Source organism: Pedococcus sp. P2_D7, assembly GCF_056404295.1.
On the sequence record NZ_JBFUEH010000001.1, the window covers coordinates 64799 to 81094 of the forward strand.

Genomic DNA, 16296 nt, shown 5'->3' on the forward strand with positions numbered 1-16296 from the left:
TCCGGCTGAACGGGCCGGGGGCCGAGGCCCCCGAGGTCACCCCAGGCGTGCGTCAGATGCGGGCGCCGTTGTCGGGGTCGTCCTCGTCGCGGGCGTGCGGCTGCCGCATCACCAGCAGGACGAAGCCCATCACGGTCAGCCCCAGCGCACCGAGGATCCACCAGTCGCTCACGTCGGGCCGGAAGAGGACCAGCCAGAGCAGCAGCAGAGGGCCCGCGACCAGGCCGACGATGATCCCCCAGAACTGGAGGTCCTCCTGCGGCGGCAGGGGAGCGGTCGGCCCGGGCTCGAAGTGGTCGTCGTCGACGTCGGCGAGGTCGCGGAGCTCCACCGGGTCGGGGGACTCCTCGCCTGGCTCGGGCTCCGGGATCTCGGCACCGCGCCAGACGACGAAGGGCCGGGTCGGTGGCGGGTTGGTGTTCGACCGCAGCGGAGGGTTCACACCGGGCCCGAGAGCCTGGGGGGAGTCGCCGGGCGCGGTCGGCCCGTCGCCCGTCGCCGGGTCGGTCCGCACGTCTGTCCCGGCATCGGTCTCCGCGGTCGCGGCAGAGCCCTCCGCGGTGTCGGGCAGCGACTCGACCTCGTCCCAGCGCGCGATGATGTCCGCGAACTCGGCGTCGACGTCGCGGTCGCTCATGGATGCCCCTTGGTCTGGATCGGACGACTGGCCGGCCGGCGTGGGACCGGCACGATCAGGTCAGCCGCTCGATGAACTGCACCGACTCGTCAAAGATACGTGGCGCGTCGTGGTCGAGGGTAGCCACGTGGTAGCTGTCGTGGAGCAGGATCTCGGTGGAGTCCTCGCTGGAGATCCGGGCGAGCACCAGCTCGGAGCTCGACGCCGGCACGACGTGGTCCTCCGCGGAGTGCAGGAGGAGCACGGGTTGGGTGACCTCGGGCAGGTCGCGGATGACGTTCTTCCACGCCGTGAACTGCGAGTGAGCCGCCTGCACCGGCGACCGGCCGTAGGCCAGCTCGACCACTCCCGGCTTCTTGATGTCGCTGGCGATGGGGGCGACGCTGGGCACGACGTGGCGCAGCAGCGGCACCAGTCGCACCCGCCAGTCGTCGAACTTCACCGCGGGGTTGACCAGGACCAGGCCGGACACCCGGGGCCCGTGCTCCTGGGCGAGCGCGAGCGCCAGGGCCCCACCCATCGAGAGTCCGCCGACGAACACCCGGCCACACCGCTCGTGGAGCTCGCGGAACGCGGCGTCGGCGACGGCATACCAGTCCGGCCAGCGGGTGCGGTTGAGCTCCTGCCACGTCGTCCCGTGACCCGGCAGTCGGGGCACCCGCACCGTCCAGCCGCGGCCGGCGAGGTGTTCGGCCCACGGGCGCACGGCCTGGGGAGTGCCGGTGAAACCGTGGAGCAGCAGGACCCCGGTGTCGGTTCCGTCGTGGGAGTACGGCTCGGCGCCGGGAAGCACGGACAACGGGGCTCCTGGGTGACTCCGGGGTCGGACGGGGGGATCCGACGATGGCGCGCATTCTCGCACGGTGCCGCGGGGACTCCCTCGGTACCGTAGAGTTCACGGCGTCACTTCGGAGGTGTGCTGGTGTTCTACTGGGTGCTCAAGACGGTCGTTCTTGGCCCGATCCTCAAGCTGCTCTTTCGCCCGTGGGTCGAGGGCGAGGAGAACATTCCCGACGACGGCGCCGCGATCTTCGCGAGCAACCACCTGTCCTTCTCCGACTCGATCTTCCTGCCGCTGGTCGTCCCGCGCCGCATGACGTTCCTGGCGAAGTCCGACTACTTCACCGGTCGGGGCCTCAAGGGTCGCGCGACGGCCGCGTTCTTCCGCGGCGTGGGCCAGCTGCCCGTCGACCGCTCCGGTGGTCGGGCCGGCGAGGCGGCACTGCGCTCGGGGCTGAAGGTCCTGCGTCGGGGTGAGCTGCTCGGCATCTACCCCGAGGGCACCCGCAGCCCCGACGGACGGCTCTACCGTGGCCGCACCGGTGTCGCGCGGATGGCCCTCGAGGGCGGCGTCAAGGTGCTGCCGGTGGCGATGATCGGCACCGACAAGGCCCAGCCCACCGGCACCAAGATCCCCAAGCTGATCCGGATCGGCGTCAAGATCGGCAAGCCGCTCGACTTCTCGCGCTACGAGGGCATGGAGGACGACCGCTTCGTCCTGCGGTCGATCACCGACGAGATCATGTACGAGCTGATGCTCCTGTCCGACCAGGAGTACGTCGACATGTACGCCACGTCGATGAAGGACCGCATCGTCGCCGCCGCGAAGACCAAGGCGCGCGAGCTCCAGGAGGCCGCCCTGCCGGGCACCGCCGCCAAGGAGCTCGAGGAGGCGCTCGACGCGCAGGACGACGAGTCATCGCGCAAGGTGCGTCCCAGCGTCGACGACGCGGTCGGCGACATCGACGAGCTGACCGCCCGCGACGACGTCCGTGCCGAGGCCGGTGCCGACCCGCTCCACGTGGAGGACTCGGGCGACAAGGCCTCCGACGAGGTGCCCCCGGGCGCCCGCGCGGCGAGCTGAGGGCACCTTCCCAGTGGCGCGGCACCTGAGCCTGTCCGCGCGCCGGGACGTCGCAGTGCCGGGTTCGCAACCCGAGGTGGTGTCGGCGTTCTGGAAGGGCATCGACGTCTTCCGGCCCCTGGCCCTGGCGTATGCCGCGTACTCGCTCTGGGACCGCCCGCACGACCTGGTGCGGCCCACCCTCGCGTGGGCGGTGCTCGCCGTGCTGGGCGTCTGGACCGTCTTCCTCGTGTTCTACCGTCGTCGCCGGTGGTGGCTGGTGGCGGTCGAGCTGGTGCTGGCGGCGGGGGCGATCCTCGCGACCAGGCTGGTCGACACGGCTGCCGCGATCGAGGCGGGGAGCCGCACCCTGCCCACCTTCTGGCCGGCGGCCGGAGTGGTCTCGGCGGCCGTGCTGCTCGGTCGCAAGGGCGGCCTGGCGGCGGCCGTCTTCATCGGGGTCGTCGACGTGGTCGAGGTCGGCCGCGCGACGCCCAACACCATCAACAACATCGTCCTGCTCCTGCTCATCGGGACGCTCATCGGCTACGCCTGCGACCTGGCCCGCGAGGGCCACGCCAAGCTGCGCGAGGCGCTCGCCCTCGAGGCTCGGGTGCGCGAGCGCGAGCGGCTGGCCCGCACGGTGCACGACGGCGTCCTGCAGACCCTTGCCTTCATCAACCGGCGCGGCACCCAGCTCGGCGGCGAGTCCGCCCAGCTCGGCGCCATGGCCGCCGACCAGGAACGGCTGCTGCGCGCGCTCGTCAGCGGGACGTCGCCGGCCGACACCGAGGCGACCGTGTCGGGCGACGTCGACCTGCGCCAGCTGCTGGGGCGCTACGCGGGCGGCAAGGTGCACCTCGTCGCGCCCGCCGACCCCGTGCTCGTGCCGCCGCGGGTGGCGGGTGAGCTGGTCGCGGCAGTGGGTGCCGCGCTCGACAACGTCCGCGTGCACGCGGGAGAGGACGCCGAGGCCTGGGTGCTCGTCGAGGACGACGGCGACGAGGTCGGCCTGACCGTCCGCGACAACGGTGTGGGTATGCCGGCGGGTCGCCTCGAGGAAGCGGCCGCGGCCGGGAGGATGGGCGCGTCATCGAGCATCCGGGGTCGGCTCTCCGACCTGGGTGGGACGGCGGAGTACGCCGGACGTGAAGGTGCCGGGGTGACCGTGCGGATGCGGGCGCCGAAAGACGGCGGACGAGACGAAGGAGCGCGATGAGCGAGCAGGAGCAGCCCACCGGCGACGCGGGGGTGGAGCCCGCGCGGGAGCCGAGCGTGGTGGTCGCCGACGACCACCCGTTGTGGCGTGACGCCGTGGCCCGCGACCTGGCCGAGGCCGGCATGGCGGTGCTCGCCACCGCCGACGACGGACCGTCCGCGGTCAACCGCACCAAGGCCACCCGTCCGGACGTGCTGGTCCTCGACCTCAACCTGCCGGGGATGCGCGGCCACGAGGTGTGCGCGGCCCTGGGTTCGCTGCAGACGAGGGTGCTGGTGCTCTCGGCGTCGGGCGAGCAGCAGGACGTCCTCGAGGCGGTCAAGGCCGGCGCGACCGGCTACCTGGTGAAGTCCGCCTCGCGGGAGCAGATCGTCGAGGCCGTCCGGGCGACGGCGCGCGGCGAGGCCGTCTTCACGGCCGGCCTCGCAGGGCTGGTGCTCGGGGAGTTCCGCAAGCTGTCGACGCAGCCGCAGACGGACCCGTCGCGGCCGATCCCCGAGCTGACCGAGCGGGAGACCGAGGTGCTCAAGCTGGTCGCGACGGGCATGTCCTACAAGGAGATCGCGTCCGACCTGTTCATCTCGCACCGCACCGTGCAGAACCACGTGCAGAACACGCTGGGCAAGCTGCAGCTGCACAACCGGATCGAGCTGGTGCGGTTCGCCATCGCGAAGGGCCTCGACACCCCGGAGGCGTGACGGTCCCGGCGGTCGTCGGGGAGGACTGCTGTCAGCGGGAGTCGCCGGCCCGGCGGTACTGCTCGTACGCGACCCCGCCGCCGAAGGTGCGCGTCTCGGCGAGCTCGAACCGCACGAGGTCGGTGACCGGCGGCAGGTGGGGCGTGCCGCCGCCGACGACGACCGGGTAGCGGAACACCCGCAGCTCGTCGACGAGGCCCAGCTCGAAGGCCTGGCCGGCCAGGTCTGCCCCACCGATGGAGACGTCCCGGTCGGTCTCGCCGAGGGCTCGGGCCACCTCCTCGAGCACTGTGCCCCGGGCGACCCGGGCGTTGCCCTGCACGGCGTCGAGGGTACGGCTGAAGACGACCTTCGGCAGCGCGCACCAGACGTCGGCGAACGCCGCACCGTCCTCGGTGTCCCGCAGGGAAGGGTCGGTCTCCCAGACCAGCATCGTCTCGTAGAGCCGGCGGCCCAACAGGTAGGCGCCGAGCTTGCCGACCTCGGCGAGGTGGAAGCGGAATAGGTCGTCGTCGAGCGCGCCCCAGCCGAAGTCGCCCACCCGGTCGTTGATGAAGCCGTCGACCGAGACGCCTATGGAGTACATCAGCATGGCTACCGGCTCCTTGCCGTGGTCGGGAGCTCCACGGTGGTCCGCAGCCCACCGTCCGGTCGGGGGCTGAGGGTGAGGGTCCCGTCGTGGGCTCGGACGATGCTGTCGACGATAGCGAGTCCGACCCCGGCCCCGTCGCGACAGCGCCGGTCGTGACCGCGATCCGAGCCGGCCGCCCACGGGCTGGTGACGCGCACCTATCCTTGACCGGTGAGCACCACGCAGCACCACGACGCCCTCGCCAGCCTCGCGGCCGGCGCAGCCCTCCCGGCCGCCCAGCAGCCGGAGTGGCCCGACGCCGCCCGCCTGTCCAGCGCCGTCGCCGAGCTCGCCTCGTATCCGCCGCTGGTATTCGCGGGGGAGTGCGACGTCCTCAAGTCGCGGATGGCCGCCGCCGCGCGTGGTGACGCCTTCGTGCTCCAGGGTGGCGACTGCGCCGAGACCTTTGCCTCGGCGACGGCCGACAACATCCGCGACCGCGTCAAGACGATCCTCCAGATGGCGGCCGTCCTCACCTACGGCGCGTCCGTCCCGGTGGTCAAGGTCGGCCGGATGGCGGGGCAGTACGCCAAGCCGCGCAGCAGCGGTGCCGAGACGCGCGAGGGAGTGAGCCTCCCGGCATACCGCGGAGACATGGTCAACGACTTCGAGTTCACGCTCGAGTCGCGCACGCCCGACCCCCAACGGCTGGTCAAGGCCTACCACGCGAGCACGGCCACCCTGAACCTCGTCCGCGCCTTCACGCAGGGTGGCTTCGCCGACCTGCGCCACGTGCACGACTGGAACCGCGGCTTCGTCGCCAACGCCGCCAACAGCCGGTACGAGCGGCTGGCCAAGGACATCGACAAGGCGATGAAGTTCATGCAGGCCTGTGGCGCCGACTTCGACGCCATGCGCACGACCGAGTTCTTCTCATCCCATGAGGCCCTGCTCCTCGACTACGAGCGTCCGCTGACCCGGGTCGACAGCCGCACCGGCGAGCTCTACGACACCAGTGGCCACTTCATCTGGGTGGGGGAGCGCACCCGCGACATCGACGGGGCGCACATCGACTTCGTGTCGAAGGTGCTCAACCCGATCGGCGTCAAGCTGTCGGCCAAGGCCGAGGTCGACGACGTGCTGCGCCTCATCGACAAGGTCGACCCCGACCGCGAGCCCGGCCGGCTCACCTTCATCACCCGCATGGGTGCCAAGACGGTGCGCGACGCCCTGCCCACCCTGGTCGACAAGATCACCGGCAGCGGCGCCCAGGTCACCTGGATCTGCGACCCGATGCACGGCAACACGTTCGAGTCCGCCAGTGGCTACAAGACGCGCGACTTCGACGACGTCGTGGAGGAGGTGCGCGGGTTCTTCGAGGTCCACCAGGGGCTCGGGACGGTGCCCGGTGGCATCCACGTCGAGCTCACCGGCAACGACGTCACCGAATGCCTCGGTGGCGCGGAGAAGATCCTCGACGCCGACCTCAACAAGCGCTACGAGACGGTCTGCGACCCGCGGTTGAACCACCAGCAGAGCCTCGAGCTCGCGTTCCTCGTCGCCGAGATGCTGGCCAAGGACTGACCGTATGCCGCCCACCGCACCTGACGTGCACGTCGACCTGCTGTCCGACACCCTCACCCAGCCCACCGATGCGATGCGTCGCGCCATGGCCGACGCCCCGGTCGGCGACGACGTCTTCGGTGAGGACCCCACGGTGCGTCGGCTCGAGGAGCGGGTGGCCGAGCTGCTCGGCCACGAGGACGCCCTCTTCGCGCCGACCGGGTCGATGGCCAACCAGCTCTGCCTGCGGCTGCACGTCGCCCACGGCGAGGAGCTGGTCGCCGACTCGCTCGCGCACGTCCTGCGTGCCGAGATGGGCGCTGCCGCAGTGCTTTCCGGCATCTCGTCGCGGTCGTGGGTGGCCGAGCACGGACTGCTCGACGCCGCGCAGCCGCTGGCGCTGATGATCCCCGACGGCGGGACCTACCAGGTCAACACCCGCCTGGTCGTCGTCGAGAACACCCACAACTTCGGCGGTGGCACGGTCCAGCCCCTCGACCAGATCGAGGCCTTGCGCTCGGGCACCCGGGACCGCGGAGTCGCGATGCACCTCGACGGCGCCCGCCTCTGGAACGCCCACGTCGCCACCGGTGTCCCGCTCGACACCTACGGCCGGCAGTTCGACACCGTCAGCGTCTGCCTGTCCAAGGGCCTCGGCGCACCGGTCGGCTCCGTGCTGGCCGGGTCCCGCGACCTGATGGCCAGCGCCCGGATCTGGCGCAAGCGGTTCGGCGGTGGCATGCGCCAGGTCGGCATCCTCGCGGCAGCCGGCCTGCACGCCCTCGACCACCACCTCGAGCGGCTGGCCGACGACCACGCCCGGGCCCGCCGGTTCGCCGAGGCGGCGGCCGCGGCGGTCCCCGGGTCGATCGACCCGCAGCGGGTGCAGACCAACATCGTCGTGCTCGACGTGGCCGGTGCCGGGTGGACGCCCGCGGCGTTCGTGGCGGAGGCGGGTCGACGCGGCATACGCCTCTATCCGGTGAGCACGACGGCGGTGCGCCTGGTCTGGCACCTCGACGTCGACGACGCCGGCACCGACCGCGCCATCAGCGAGCTGGTCCCGCTGCTGGCCGACGGTCCCTCGAGCTGACGCCTCAGACGTCGTGGTGGAGCAGCTCGGCCGGCCGGTCCTCGGCCGCCGTGGCACCCGGCGGCCCGGAACGCCGTCCCAGGAGCTCCACCACGTACATCGCCGTCAGCACCATCGCGCCGCCCACCACCATCCGGGAGGTCAGCGACTCGCCACCGAAGAGCACGGCGAAGAACGTCGCGAAGACCGGCTCCATGGTCATGACGATCGCCGCGCGGGTCGCCGGAAGGTGCGACTGGGCCCAGGTCTGGGCCCACAGGGCCACGGCACCGGCGATCAGGGCCATGTAGAGCAGCGAGGTCCACTGCCCGCCGGTCGCCGGAAGGGTGATCCCACCGGGCAGGGCCGCCACCAGGGTGACCGCCGCGATGACGAAGGCCTGCACGGTGGCCAGCCCAGTGGCTGACTCCGCGGTGGAGTAGCGCCCCAGACCGACGATGTGCAGGGCGTAGAGGGCTGCGGAGGCCAGCGTCACCGCCTCGCCGTAGCCCACGGTGAGCCCCCGCAGCGACAGGACGGCCAGTCCGGCGGTCGCGAGGAGCACCGCCAGCCAGGTCGTGCGGTTGATGCGGTCGCGCAGCAGCAGCGCCCCGAAGACGGGGGTCAGCACGACGTAGGTGCCCGTGACGAAACCCGACACGGACGCGGGGGTGTGCTCGAGGCCGATCGTCTGGAGCAGCTGGGCCAGGCCGTAGAGGACGCCGAGGCCGACCCCGATGAGGACCTCGCGACGGCTCAGCGCAAGGGTCTGGCGCCGGAAGAGCACGGCCATGACGACCGCTGCGATCGCGAACCGCACGGTGAGGAAGTCGGCCGAGGGGACGTGGGTGACGAGGTCGCGGATGAGGAAGAAGGTCGAGCCCCACACCGCGGTGACCGAGACGAGCAGCAGCGTCGCGAGACGGCTGGCGGGCAGGCGGCTGGACACCTCAGACGATGACGAGCTTGATGGTGCTGCCCTTGGGCTGTTCGGTGTTGGCCCCGGGCTCCTGGCTGCGAACGGTGCCGAAGATGCCGCCCATGAAGCGCTCCACCACGACCTTGAACCCGACGCCCTCGAGGATGGCCTTGGCCTCGGCCTCCTGCTTGCCCTGCACGTCAGGCACCTTCACCAGCACCGGGCCCTTGGAGACCACGAGCTTGACGGTGTCGCCCTTGAAGAGGGTGCCGCCGGCTGGCGACTGGGAGATCACGTTGCCCTTGGCCACGGTGTCGCTGTTGGCCTGCTCGGTCGCGTCGACCTCGAGCCCGGCCTTGGACAGCGCGTCGACCGCCTCGCTCGCGGGCTTGTTGGTGAAGTCGGTGACCTGGATCGGCTGGCGGCCCTTGGAGACCACGAGGTTGACCTTGCTGCCGCGCTTCAGCTGCGTGCCGACCTTCGGGTCGACCCCCACGACGAGCCCGGCGGCGATGGTGTCGTCGAAGGCCTCCTTGGAGGTGCCGACGGTGAGCTTGGCCGCGGTGATCTGGTCACGCGCCTCGGCTGCCGACTTCTTGACCACGTTCGGCACGGCATACCGCTCCGGACCCTTGGACACGGTGACCTTGACGTCGGTGCCGCGGCGGACCTCCTGGCCGGCGCCCGGGTCGGTCGACATGACGATGCCCTTGGGCACCGACTCGTCGAAGCTCTCCACCTGCTCCGCGCCGAGGTGGGCGCGCTCTAGTGCGGTCTGGGCCTGCGCGAAGGTGAGCTTGGTCGTCTGCGGCACCACGGTGGGCGAGCCGGGGCCGGCCAGGAACCACCACGCGGCGAGGCCGGCGATGAGGGCGACCCCGAGGGCCGCCCAGACCCAGCGCCAGGGCCCACGCCGCTCGTCCTCGTCGTCGTAGGTGTCGACGACGCGGCCGTGCAGTACGGGGGGAGTGGTCGGGGTGCGGTCGATCGGGAGCGCGACCGGGGGCAGCGCGCGGCCGCCCTGCGCGGCATGCCGCGCCTCGTGCTGGACCGGCAGCGCGCTGGTCCGCTCGACGGCCACCGTGCTCGCGCCACCGCCGAGGGCGGCGGGGCCCTCGGGGCGCCGGTCCAGCTCGGCGGCGGTCAGCATCGCCCGCGACTTGCGCACCTCGGTGAGGAAGTCCTCGGCGTCGTGGGGCCGGTGGTCCGGGTCGCGAGAGGTGGCCAGGGCCACGAGGGCGTCGAGCTCGCTGGGCACCGAGCTCACCCGCGACGAGGGAGCCGGGATCGAGCCGTGCACGTGCTGGTAGGCGATGTGGATCGGCGTGTCACCGGTGAACGCCTTGGTGCCGGTCAGCATCTCGAACAGGATCAGCCCCGCGGCGTAGACGTCGCTGCGGGCGTCGGCGATGCCGCGCTCGACCTGCTCTGGGGACAGGTAGGCCACCGTGCCGAGCAGCACGCCGGTCTGGGAGTGGGAGGTCTGGTTGGAGACTGCGCGTGCGAGCCCGAAGTCGGCGACCTTCACGGTGCCGTCGCCCTCGCGCAGGATGATGTTCTCGGGCTTGACGTCGCGGTGGATGATGCCGCCGCGGTGCGCGGCGCCGAGCGCCTGCAGGACCGGGCCCATGATGTCGAGGGCGGCGCGCGGGGTGAGGGGACCCTCGGCCTTCATCACCTCACGCAACGTCTGCCCTGGCACGTACTCCATGGCCAGGAACATGTGGCCGTCGTCCTCGCCCTGGTCGAAGACCGACACGACGTTGGGGTGCGAGAGCCGGGCCGCGGAGCGGGCCTCGCGCTTGAACCGGCTGACGAACGCGTCGTCCTGGGCCAGGTCGTGACGCAGCACCTTGAGGGCCACGTCACGGTCGAGCCGGGTGTCGAGGGCAAGGTAGACCGACGCCATTCCGCCGTCGGCAATGTGCGACAGGACGCGGTAACGCCCGTCGAACACCCGACCGAGCAACGACTCGGTGACACCTGAAGACACCCGCAAAGTGTAGGAGGTCTCGCTGGTCATCTCGCGCAGGCGGGTCCGTGGGTGGTGTCCGGGCTCACATCAGGTGCCTGAGATCCGGGGTCACCCTGGCCCACACCGGGGCTCACATCCGCCCGCGGTGCGCCTTGATGTTGGCCACGTAGACCTTGGTGTCGGCGTACATGCCGTGCTGCTGCACCGAGTAGAGCCCTTGGTAGTAGCCGGCGATCGCCTGGTCGAGGGTCTTCGCCGAGCGGGTCAGCGAGCGCAGGATGACGACGCCGGCGGTGATGTTGTCCTGGGTGCGCAGCAGGTTCAGGGGGCGACCGGCCATGTCGGAGGCCCACTGTCCGGAGGAGGGGATGACCTGCATGACGCCGATGGCGTTCGCGACGGAGACCTGCCGCTGGTTCCAGCCCGACTCCTGCCACCCGACGGCCAGCGCCAGCTGGGGATCCACGCCGTGACGACGTGCCGTCGCGACGATCATGGCCTTGGTCTGGCTGCGGCTGGGCACGGACGTCCTGGCCAGGGCGGCCCGGTTGCGGTTGGCCGCGTTCACCGTCGAGCTGGGATAGGTGCGCCCGGCGAAGCTGTTGGCGCTCGTCGCGCTCTTGACGGGTTTGGCCGGCACTCGCAGCCGCTGACCCGGGTGGATGACCGAGGCCCCCGACAGGCGGTTGGTCTTGAGCAGGGCCGCGAGGGTGGTGCCGTGCTTCACGGCGATGCCGCTGAGGGTGTCACCCGAGCGCACCCGGTATGCCGCGGAGCCGGCTCGCCGGGTCGCCGCCGGCGTCGTCCCGCGCACCCTGATGAGCTGGCCGGGGTGGATGACGCTGCGCGCGTTCAGGCGGTTCACGGAGTAGACGGTCGCCAGCGACGTCTTGGTGCGGGCGGCGATGGCGCTGAGGGTGTCGCCGCTGCGCACCCGGTAGGTGGTGGTCGAGACCGTCCGGGCGCCCGGACGGCTCGCACTCGCCGCGCCGGCACCGGGGATCCGGATCTTCTGGCCGACCTGCAGGATCGAGCGGGTCGACAGGTGGTTCGCCTTGAGCAGCGCCGCGAGCGAGACGCCCTTGCGGGCGGCGATGTGGCTGAGGGTGTCTCCGGGGCGGACGACGTAGGTGGCGCGCTTGATCGCGGCGGCGCGGGCTGCCGCCGCGGCCCTCGCCCGGGCGGCCTCGGCCCGCGCCTGGGCGGCGGTCTTCGGCACCGAGAGGCGCTGGCCGATGGAGAGGTGGTTGCCCCCACCCTTGAGGTGGTTGCGGGACGCGAGCACACCCGTGGTGGTGCCGGTCCGGTCGGCGATGGCGGCGAGGGTGTCGCCACTGCGCACCGTGTAGGTGGTCCAGCCGTGCGGGGCGGGCGTGGCCTTCTGCACGACCGCGACCGGTGCCTGCAGGGTGGCCGAAGGGAGCGCTGCGGGAGCGATCACTGGAGACATCGGGGGGGCTGCCTTTCGGGCGAACGGTGGGCGATCCTGCCCGCGGCGTGCGGGCCGCGAGGCTGGAGCGTCAGTCGGTGCTGGAGTTGACAGTGTGGCGACTGTGACGAATGTGAAAGGTACACCATTCGGGCACTCCCATATCGACTTACATCGATGTAATTCGCATTCTGGTGCGATTTGCTTTGCCTGCTCCTGCTGGCACTCTTGTCCCGTGACCGAACAGCCCGCGGCGTCCACCGCCCAGTCCGACGACACCGCGCAGTCCAATGACACCGCGGAGTCCGTCGACGCCGCGCAGTCCGATGCCGCCGAGCCCTCGCTCGAGACCCTGGTCGGCTCCTGGCTGACCGTCCCCGACGTCGCCGAGCGGATGGGCATCGCCCTGTCGGCCGTCCGACGGCTCATCGAGGAACGCGAGCTGCTGAGCGCACGCATCGGTGAGCGCAGGGTCGTGGCCGTGCCCGAGCAGTTCCTCCACGAGGACGTGTTCCGGCACCTGCGCGGCACCTTCACGGTGCTGGGCGACGGGGGTCTGGACGACGACGAGATCCTGCGCTGGCTCTTCACCCCCGACCCGACGCTGCGCGTCCCGGGCACGCCGGTCGACAACCTTGCCGCCGGTTTCAAGACCGAGGTGCGGCGCCGGGCGATGGAGCAGGCCTTCTAGGGCTGCCCGCACTCCGGTCGGGTCAGTTGGCTCGGCTGGTCGCGCTGTCGATCAGCTGGTCGAGCACGCCGGTCGCCTCGGGCGACAGGTCACGCGTCGACTTCAGGGCCATCCGTGCCGACCCCGCGAGGCGGGCGATGTCGGCCTCGACGGCGTCGACGGCCCCGGCTGCGGTGATGGCGTCACGCAGCTGCTGGACGACTTCGGCATCCAGGGCCGGGTCGCCGAGCCGGCTCTCGATGAGCTCGCGGTCCGCGTCGTCCGCCCCGGCCAAGGCGTGCGCGACCAGCACGGTGCGCTTGCCCTCGCGCAGGTCGTCGCCCGCGGGCTTGCCGGTGGCCGCCGGGTCCCCGAAGACGCCCAGCAGGTCGTCGCGCAGCTGGAAGGCCTGACCGAGGTCGAGCCCGTACCGCGACAGCGCAGCGAGGTCGTCGTCCGACGCGCCGCCGGCGGTCGCGCCGATGAGGAGGGGGTGCTCGACGGTGTACTTGGCGCTCTTGAACCGGATCACGTGCTCGGCCCGCTCCACCCGCTCGCTCGTCGGCACGCCGTCCCAGGACCGGGCTGACTCGACGACGTCGAGGAACTGACCGCCCATCAGCTGGGTGCGCATGCGGTCGAAGACCCCGCGCCCGCGCGCGAGGTGCGCGGGATCGAGGCCCGAGGTCGCGTAGATCTCCTCGGTCCAGTTGAGGCACAGGTTGCCGGCCAGGATCGCGCCGGCCACCCCGAACCGGTCGGCGTCGCCGGACCACGACTCGCGCTCGTGGCGCGCCGCGAGCGAACGGTGCGCCGCCGGCATACCTCGTCGGGTGTCGCTGTCGTCCATGACGTCGTCGTGGATCAACGCGGCCGCCTGGAAGAACTCCATCGCGGTTGCGACGCGGACGAGGGCGTCGGAGTCGGGCTGGCCCGCGGCGCGGTAGCCCCAGTAGAGGAAGGCGGCCCGCAGCCGCTTGCCGCCGGTGAGCAGGCGGGCGACGGCGCCGAGCAGCTCCTGCGCGTCGGGGCCCACTTCGGCCAGGACCGTCGCCTGGTGGGCGAGGACGTCGTCGACGGTGGCCTGCACCCGCTCACGCAGGGCGGCGGCGTCGAGCGGGTTGGTCACCACGCGATCCCTCCCAGGCGGCTGTCGGTCCGAGGATGTCTCATCCTGTGCTGGCCCCGAGCCTACGGCGTGACGCCTCGACTAGTCTCACCGCCATGGCTTTGGTGCACACGTCGCGGGACGGGCGACGAGGCAGGGAACCGCTGTCGATCCCCGGCATGCTGGCCGCCGACCACCCGTCGATCAGCTTCGAGTTCTTCCCGCCCAAGGACGACGCGGGGGAGTCGGCCCTCTGGGACGCCATCCGTCGGCTGGAGTCCGTGCGACCGGACTTCGTGTCGGTCACCTACGGCGCCGGTGGGTCGAACCAGGACCGCACCGTGCGGGTCACCGAGCGGATCGCCCGCGAGACCACGCTGACCCCGCTGGCTCACCTCACCTGCGTGGGAGCGTCGGTCGCCGCGCTGCGCCAGGTGGTCGGGCTGTATGCCGCGAGCGGCGTCCACAACATCCTCGCCCTGCGCGGCGACCCGCCGGGCGACCCCGGCGGCGAGTGGACGGCACACCCCGAGGGACTCAACCACGCGACCGACCTGGTCGAGCTCGTGCGGACCCTGGGCGACTTCACCATCGGCGTCGCAGCGTTCCCCGACGTCCACCCCGCGTCCCCGAGCTTCGAGCACGACGTCGATGTGATGGTCCGCAAGGCCGACGCCGGCGCGAGCTTCGCGATCACCCAGATGGTCTTCGACGCCAACAGCTACCTGCGGCTGCGCGACGCCGTCGCCGCACGCCGCGACCTGCCGATCACGCCCGGCCTGATGCCGGTCACCAACTTCAAGCAGGTCGCGCGGATGTCCGAGCTGATGGGAACCCCGCTGCCGGCGGCCGTCGTGCAGCGGCTGCAGGCGGTCTCCGACGACCCCGCCGCCACGCGCGAGGTGGGGGTGCAGATCGCCACCGAGCTGGCCAACCGGATGCTCTCCGAGGGGGCGCCCGGGCTGCACTTCATCACCATGAACCGCTCGACCGCGACGCTCGAGGTCTACCGCAACCTCGACCTCGGGGCGAAGGCCGCCAGCAGCGCCTGATCCCGGCGCGCAGGCCCGGCGACGGCGGAGGCCTGCGACATCTGAGTACCTGTACGGATGCCCGCGTCGGTGCCGGCGCGGGAGGGTGGACCCCGTCGCAGTCGGGGGAGTGCGGCAGCGGGACACGAACCGTGACGCAGCCATGAGGGGAGCCTGCGCCCGGCTCGTGTCCCGCCCCCGTGGGCCTGCTCCACGGTGGCCTGCACCACGGCCTGCACCACGGTGGGGCGGTGGTCCTGCGGTCAGTCGCGGGTGGTGAAGGCCCGTGCGAGCGCCGCGGCGCCCGAGAGCACGACCACGGCCAGGCCGTAGACCGTCGCGGTCCGCTCGAGACCAAGGTGGGGAGCAGCGAACCCGGCGGCGACCGCGGGCAGCCCGAAGGCCAGGTAGCTGACCACGAACACGCTGGAGAAGAGCTCGCCGCGCTGCTCCGGCCCGACCGTCGGGGTGATCGAGCGCATGATCCCGAGGAACGACGTCCCGAAGCCGGACCCGGCCACCACGGCGGCGAGCAGGAAGCCCACCAGCGACTCGGCGTGCAGCGCCACGAGGGTCAGGATCGTGCCGAGCGCGAGCATGGTGGTGCCGTAGAGCGTGATCTCGCGGGGCGAGCGATGCCGGCCGAGGGCCGAGCTGAGCGCGCCGACCCCGGTCAGGATCGCCACGACCGCGCCCTGTTCGAGGTGGCTTCGCCCGCCCAGGAGCTGACCGACGATCGGCGCTCCGAGGGAGAGGTAGAGGCCGCCGGTGGCCCAGCCGGCGAAGAGGGCGGGGGCGCTGCGCCGGAAGGCAGGTCGTGCCGCCACGGGTATGCCGACCTGTGGCCGCAGCGAGCGCCGCCAGCCCTCGTGGCGGGGGGAGGTCTCGGGCAGTGCCAGCACGGTCACGGCGAGGACCACGTAGAGGACCGTGAGGGTCGCGAACACGATCGGCAGGGCGTGCGTCGTGGCGTCCAGGGCGATCCCGGCGAGCAGGGCGCCCGCGGCCAGGCCGAACAGCGGGGTGACGCTGTTGAGGGTGGCGGCGAGGCCGGGGCGGTTCCGGGGCTCGAGGTCGACGACGGCGGCGGACATGGTCGACATCAGCAGGCCCGCGGCCACGCCCTGCACGGCGCGCGAGGCCATCAGGGTCGCCACGCCATCGGCGTGCCAGAACCCGACCATGCTCACGGCGAGGACGACGAAGCCGGTCGCCAGCACGGGACGGCGGCCGATGTGGTCCGACAGCGACCCCGTCACGAGGAGGGTCGCGAGGAGGGTGAGGGCGTAGACCCCGAAGATGGTGGTCATCGTGCCCGGGGAGAAGCCGATCTCGGCCTGCAGGACGGGGTAGAACGGCGACGGGGCGCTCGCGCCGACCATCATGGCGACGACGGTCGTGAGGGCGAGCGCGAAGGCAGGGCGGCGGGGGAGCCGTAGCCGGCCCAGCCCCTCTGGGGGCGCCGGCCTGGCGGTCGTGCTGGTCGTCGTGCGGGGAGTCGTGCTGGGGGTCGTGCTGGTGGTGCCGGTCGGGATGCTGCTGGTCGCACTCATGACGGGCC

16 protein-coding genes are annotated in these 16296 nt (G+C 71.9%); 7 read left to right on the forward strand and 9 right to left on the reverse strand.

Annotated elements, in window-relative coordinates; genetic code table 11:
• Nucleotides 1–52: 52 nt before the first annotated feature.
• Nucleotides 53–637 (reverse strand): hypothetical protein, encoded by a 585-nt coding sequence (locus AC1DWJ_RS00325; RefSeq protein WP_457252917.1) that lies wholly within the window; start codon nucleotides 635–637, stop codon nucleotides 53–55.
• Nucleotides 638–692: 55 nt separating this feature from the next.
• Nucleotides 693–1430, reverse strand: coding sequence for an alpha/beta hydrolase (locus tag AC1DWJ_RS00330; RefSeq protein ID WP_457254149.1), 738 nt, complete (start codon nucleotides 1428–1430; stop codon nucleotides 693–695).
• Between the two features lie 129 nt (nucleotides 1431–1559).
• On the opposite strand from AC1DWJ_RS00330, the gene AC1DWJ_RS00335 reads away from it, so the two are divergent.
• From AC1DWJ_RS00335 to AC1DWJ_RS00345, 3 genes are read left to right on the forward strand one after another with little or no spacing between them, the layout of a single operon-like run.
• Nucleotides 1560–2501 (forward strand): 1-acyl-sn-glycerol-3-phosphate acyltransferase, encoded by a 942-nt coding sequence (locus tag AC1DWJ_RS00335; protein ID WP_457252916.1) that lies wholly within the window; start codon nucleotides 1560–1562, stop codon nucleotides 2499–2501.
• A gap of 13 nt (nucleotides 2502–2514) precedes the next feature.
• On the forward strand, nucleotides 2515–3699 hold the full coding sequence (gene macS / locus AC1DWJ_RS00340) for a MacS family sensor histidine kinase (RefSeq protein WP_457252915.1): 1185 nt from the start codon (nucleotides 2515–2517) through the stop codon (nucleotides 3697–3699).
• On the forward strand, nucleotides 3696–4397 hold the full coding sequence (locus AC1DWJ_RS00345) for a response regulator (protein ID WP_477619753.1): 702 nt from the start codon (nucleotides 3696–3698) through the stop codon (nucleotides 4395–4397). Before macS ends, AC1DWJ_RS00345 begins: the two co-directional genes overlap by 4 nt.
• Nucleotides 4398–4428: 31 nt before the next feature.
• Here AC1DWJ_RS00345 and AC1DWJ_RS00350 read toward each other — a convergent pair whose 3' ends face one another.
• Nucleotides 4429–4989: a dihydrofolate reductase family protein gene (locus tag AC1DWJ_RS00350; protein ID WP_477619754.1), complete on the reverse strand. Its 561-nt coding sequence runs from the start codon at nucleotides 4987–4989 to the stop codon at nucleotides 4429–4431.
• 2 nt (nucleotides 4990–4991) lie between these two features.
• Nucleotides 4992–5186, reverse strand: a complete 195-nt coding sequence (locus AC1DWJ_RS00355) for an ATP-binding protein (RefSeq protein ID WP_477619755.1) — start codon at nucleotides 5184–5186, stop codon at nucleotides 4992–4994.
• A gap of 13 nt (nucleotides 5187–5199) precedes the next feature.
• On the opposite strand from AC1DWJ_RS00355, the gene AC1DWJ_RS00360 reads away from it, so the two are divergent.
• Both AC1DWJ_RS00360 and AC1DWJ_RS00365 read left to right on the forward strand, forming a co-directional pair.
• Nucleotides 5200–6552, forward strand: a complete 1353-nt coding sequence (locus AC1DWJ_RS00360; protein WP_457252910.1) for a class II 3-deoxy-7-phosphoheptulonate synthase — start codon at nucleotides 5200–5202, stop codon at nucleotides 6550–6552.
• Between the two features lie 4 nt (nucleotides 6553–6556).
• On the forward strand, nucleotides 6557–7624 hold the full coding sequence (locus tag AC1DWJ_RS00365; RefSeq protein WP_477619756.1) for a threonine aldolase family protein: 1068 nt from the start codon (nucleotides 6557–6559) through the stop codon (nucleotides 7622–7624).
• 4 nt (nucleotides 7625–7628) lie between these two features.
• Here the strand turns inward: AC1DWJ_RS00365 and AC1DWJ_RS00370 are convergent, their stop codons facing one another.
• The 3 genes from AC1DWJ_RS00370 to AC1DWJ_RS00380 all read right to left on the reverse strand — a co-directional run bounded on the left by AC1DWJ_RS00370 (nucleotide 7629) and on the right by AC1DWJ_RS00380 (nucleotide 11947).
• The gene (locus AC1DWJ_RS00370; protein WP_477619757.1) at nucleotides 7629–8552 is read right to left on the reverse strand and encodes a DMT family transporter; all 924 of its coding nucleotides are present in this window, start codon (nucleotides 8550–8552) and stop codon (nucleotides 7629–7631) included.
• A 1-nt stretch (nucleotide 8553) separates the two neighbouring features.
• Nucleotides 8554–10515, reverse strand: coding sequence for a Stk1 family PASTA domain-containing Ser/Thr kinase (gene pknB / locus AC1DWJ_RS00375; protein WP_477619758.1), 1962 nt, complete (start codon nucleotides 10513–10515; stop codon nucleotides 8554–8556).
• Nucleotides 10516–10627: 112 nt separating this feature from the next.
• On the reverse strand, nucleotides 10628–11947 hold the full coding sequence (locus AC1DWJ_RS00380; RefSeq protein WP_477619759.1) for a LysM peptidoglycan-binding domain-containing protein: 1320 nt from the start codon (nucleotides 11945–11947) through the stop codon (nucleotides 10628–10630).
• 214 nt (nucleotides 11948–12161) lie between these two features.
• On the opposite strand from AC1DWJ_RS00380, the gene AC1DWJ_RS00385 reads away from it, so the two are divergent.
• Nucleotides 12162–12617, forward strand: coding sequence for an Rv2175c family DNA-binding protein (locus tag AC1DWJ_RS00385; protein ID WP_477619760.1), 456 nt, complete (start codon nucleotides 12162–12164; stop codon nucleotides 12615–12617).
• A gap of 22 nt (nucleotides 12618–12639) precedes the next feature.
• On the opposite strand, the gene AC1DWJ_RS00390 is transcribed toward AC1DWJ_RS00385, so the two are convergent.
• Nucleotides 12640–13725 (reverse strand): polyprenyl synthetase family protein, encoded by a 1086-nt coding sequence (locus AC1DWJ_RS00390; protein ID WP_457252902.1) that lies wholly within the window; start codon nucleotides 13723–13725, stop codon nucleotides 12640–12642.
• Nucleotides 13726–13820: 95 nt separating this feature from the next.
• On the opposite strand from AC1DWJ_RS00390, the gene metF reads away from it, so the two are divergent.
• Nucleotides 13821–14756 carry a methylenetetrahydrofolate reductase [NAD(P)H] gene (metF, locus tag AC1DWJ_RS00395; RefSeq protein WP_457252901.1) on the forward strand — a complete coding sequence of 312 codons (936 nt, stop codon included), beginning with the start codon at nucleotides 13821–13823 and terminating at the stop codon, nucleotides 14754–14756.
• 242 nt (nucleotides 14757–14998) lie between these two features.
• Here the strand turns inward: metF and AC1DWJ_RS00400 are convergent, their stop codons facing one another.
• Entirely contained in the window at nucleotides 14999–16288 is a 1290-nt protein-coding gene (locus AC1DWJ_RS00400; protein WP_477619761.1) for an MFS transporter, read from the reverse strand.
• Nucleotides 16289–16296 lie beyond the last annotated feature (8 nt).

What these genes read in the sequence shown, in the direction of transcription:
- AC1DWJ_RS00325 (WP_457252917.1), bottom strand. Translation starts at nt 637, where the DNA reads ATGAGCGACCGCGACGTCGACGCCGAGTTCGCGGACATCATCGCGCGC.
- AC1DWJ_RS00345 (WP_477619753.1), top strand. Translation starts at nt 3,696, where the DNA reads ATGAGCGAGCAGGAGCAGCCCACCGGCGACGCGGGGGTGGAGCCCGCG.
- AC1DWJ_RS00350 (WP_477619754.1), bottom strand. Translation starts at nt 4,989, where the DNA reads ATGCTGATGTACTCCATAGGCGTCTCGGTCGACGGCTTCATCAACGAC.
- AC1DWJ_RS00365 (WP_477619756.1), top strand. Translation starts at nt 6,557, where the DNA reads ATGCCGCCCACCGCACCTGACGTGCACGTCGACCTGCTGTCCGACACC.
- AC1DWJ_RS00380 (WP_477619759.1), bottom strand. Translation starts at nt 11,947, where the DNA reads ATGTCTCCAGTGATCGCTCCCGCAGCGCTCCCTTCGGCCACCCTGCAG.
- metF (WP_457252901.1), top strand. Translation starts at nt 13,821, where the DNA reads ATGGCTTTGGTGCACACGTCGCGGGACGGGCGACGAGGCAGGGAACCG.
- AC1DWJ_RS00400 (WP_477619761.1), bottom strand. Translation starts at nt 16,288, where the DNA reads ATGAGTGCGACCAGCAGCATCCCGACCGGCACCACCAGCACGACCCCC.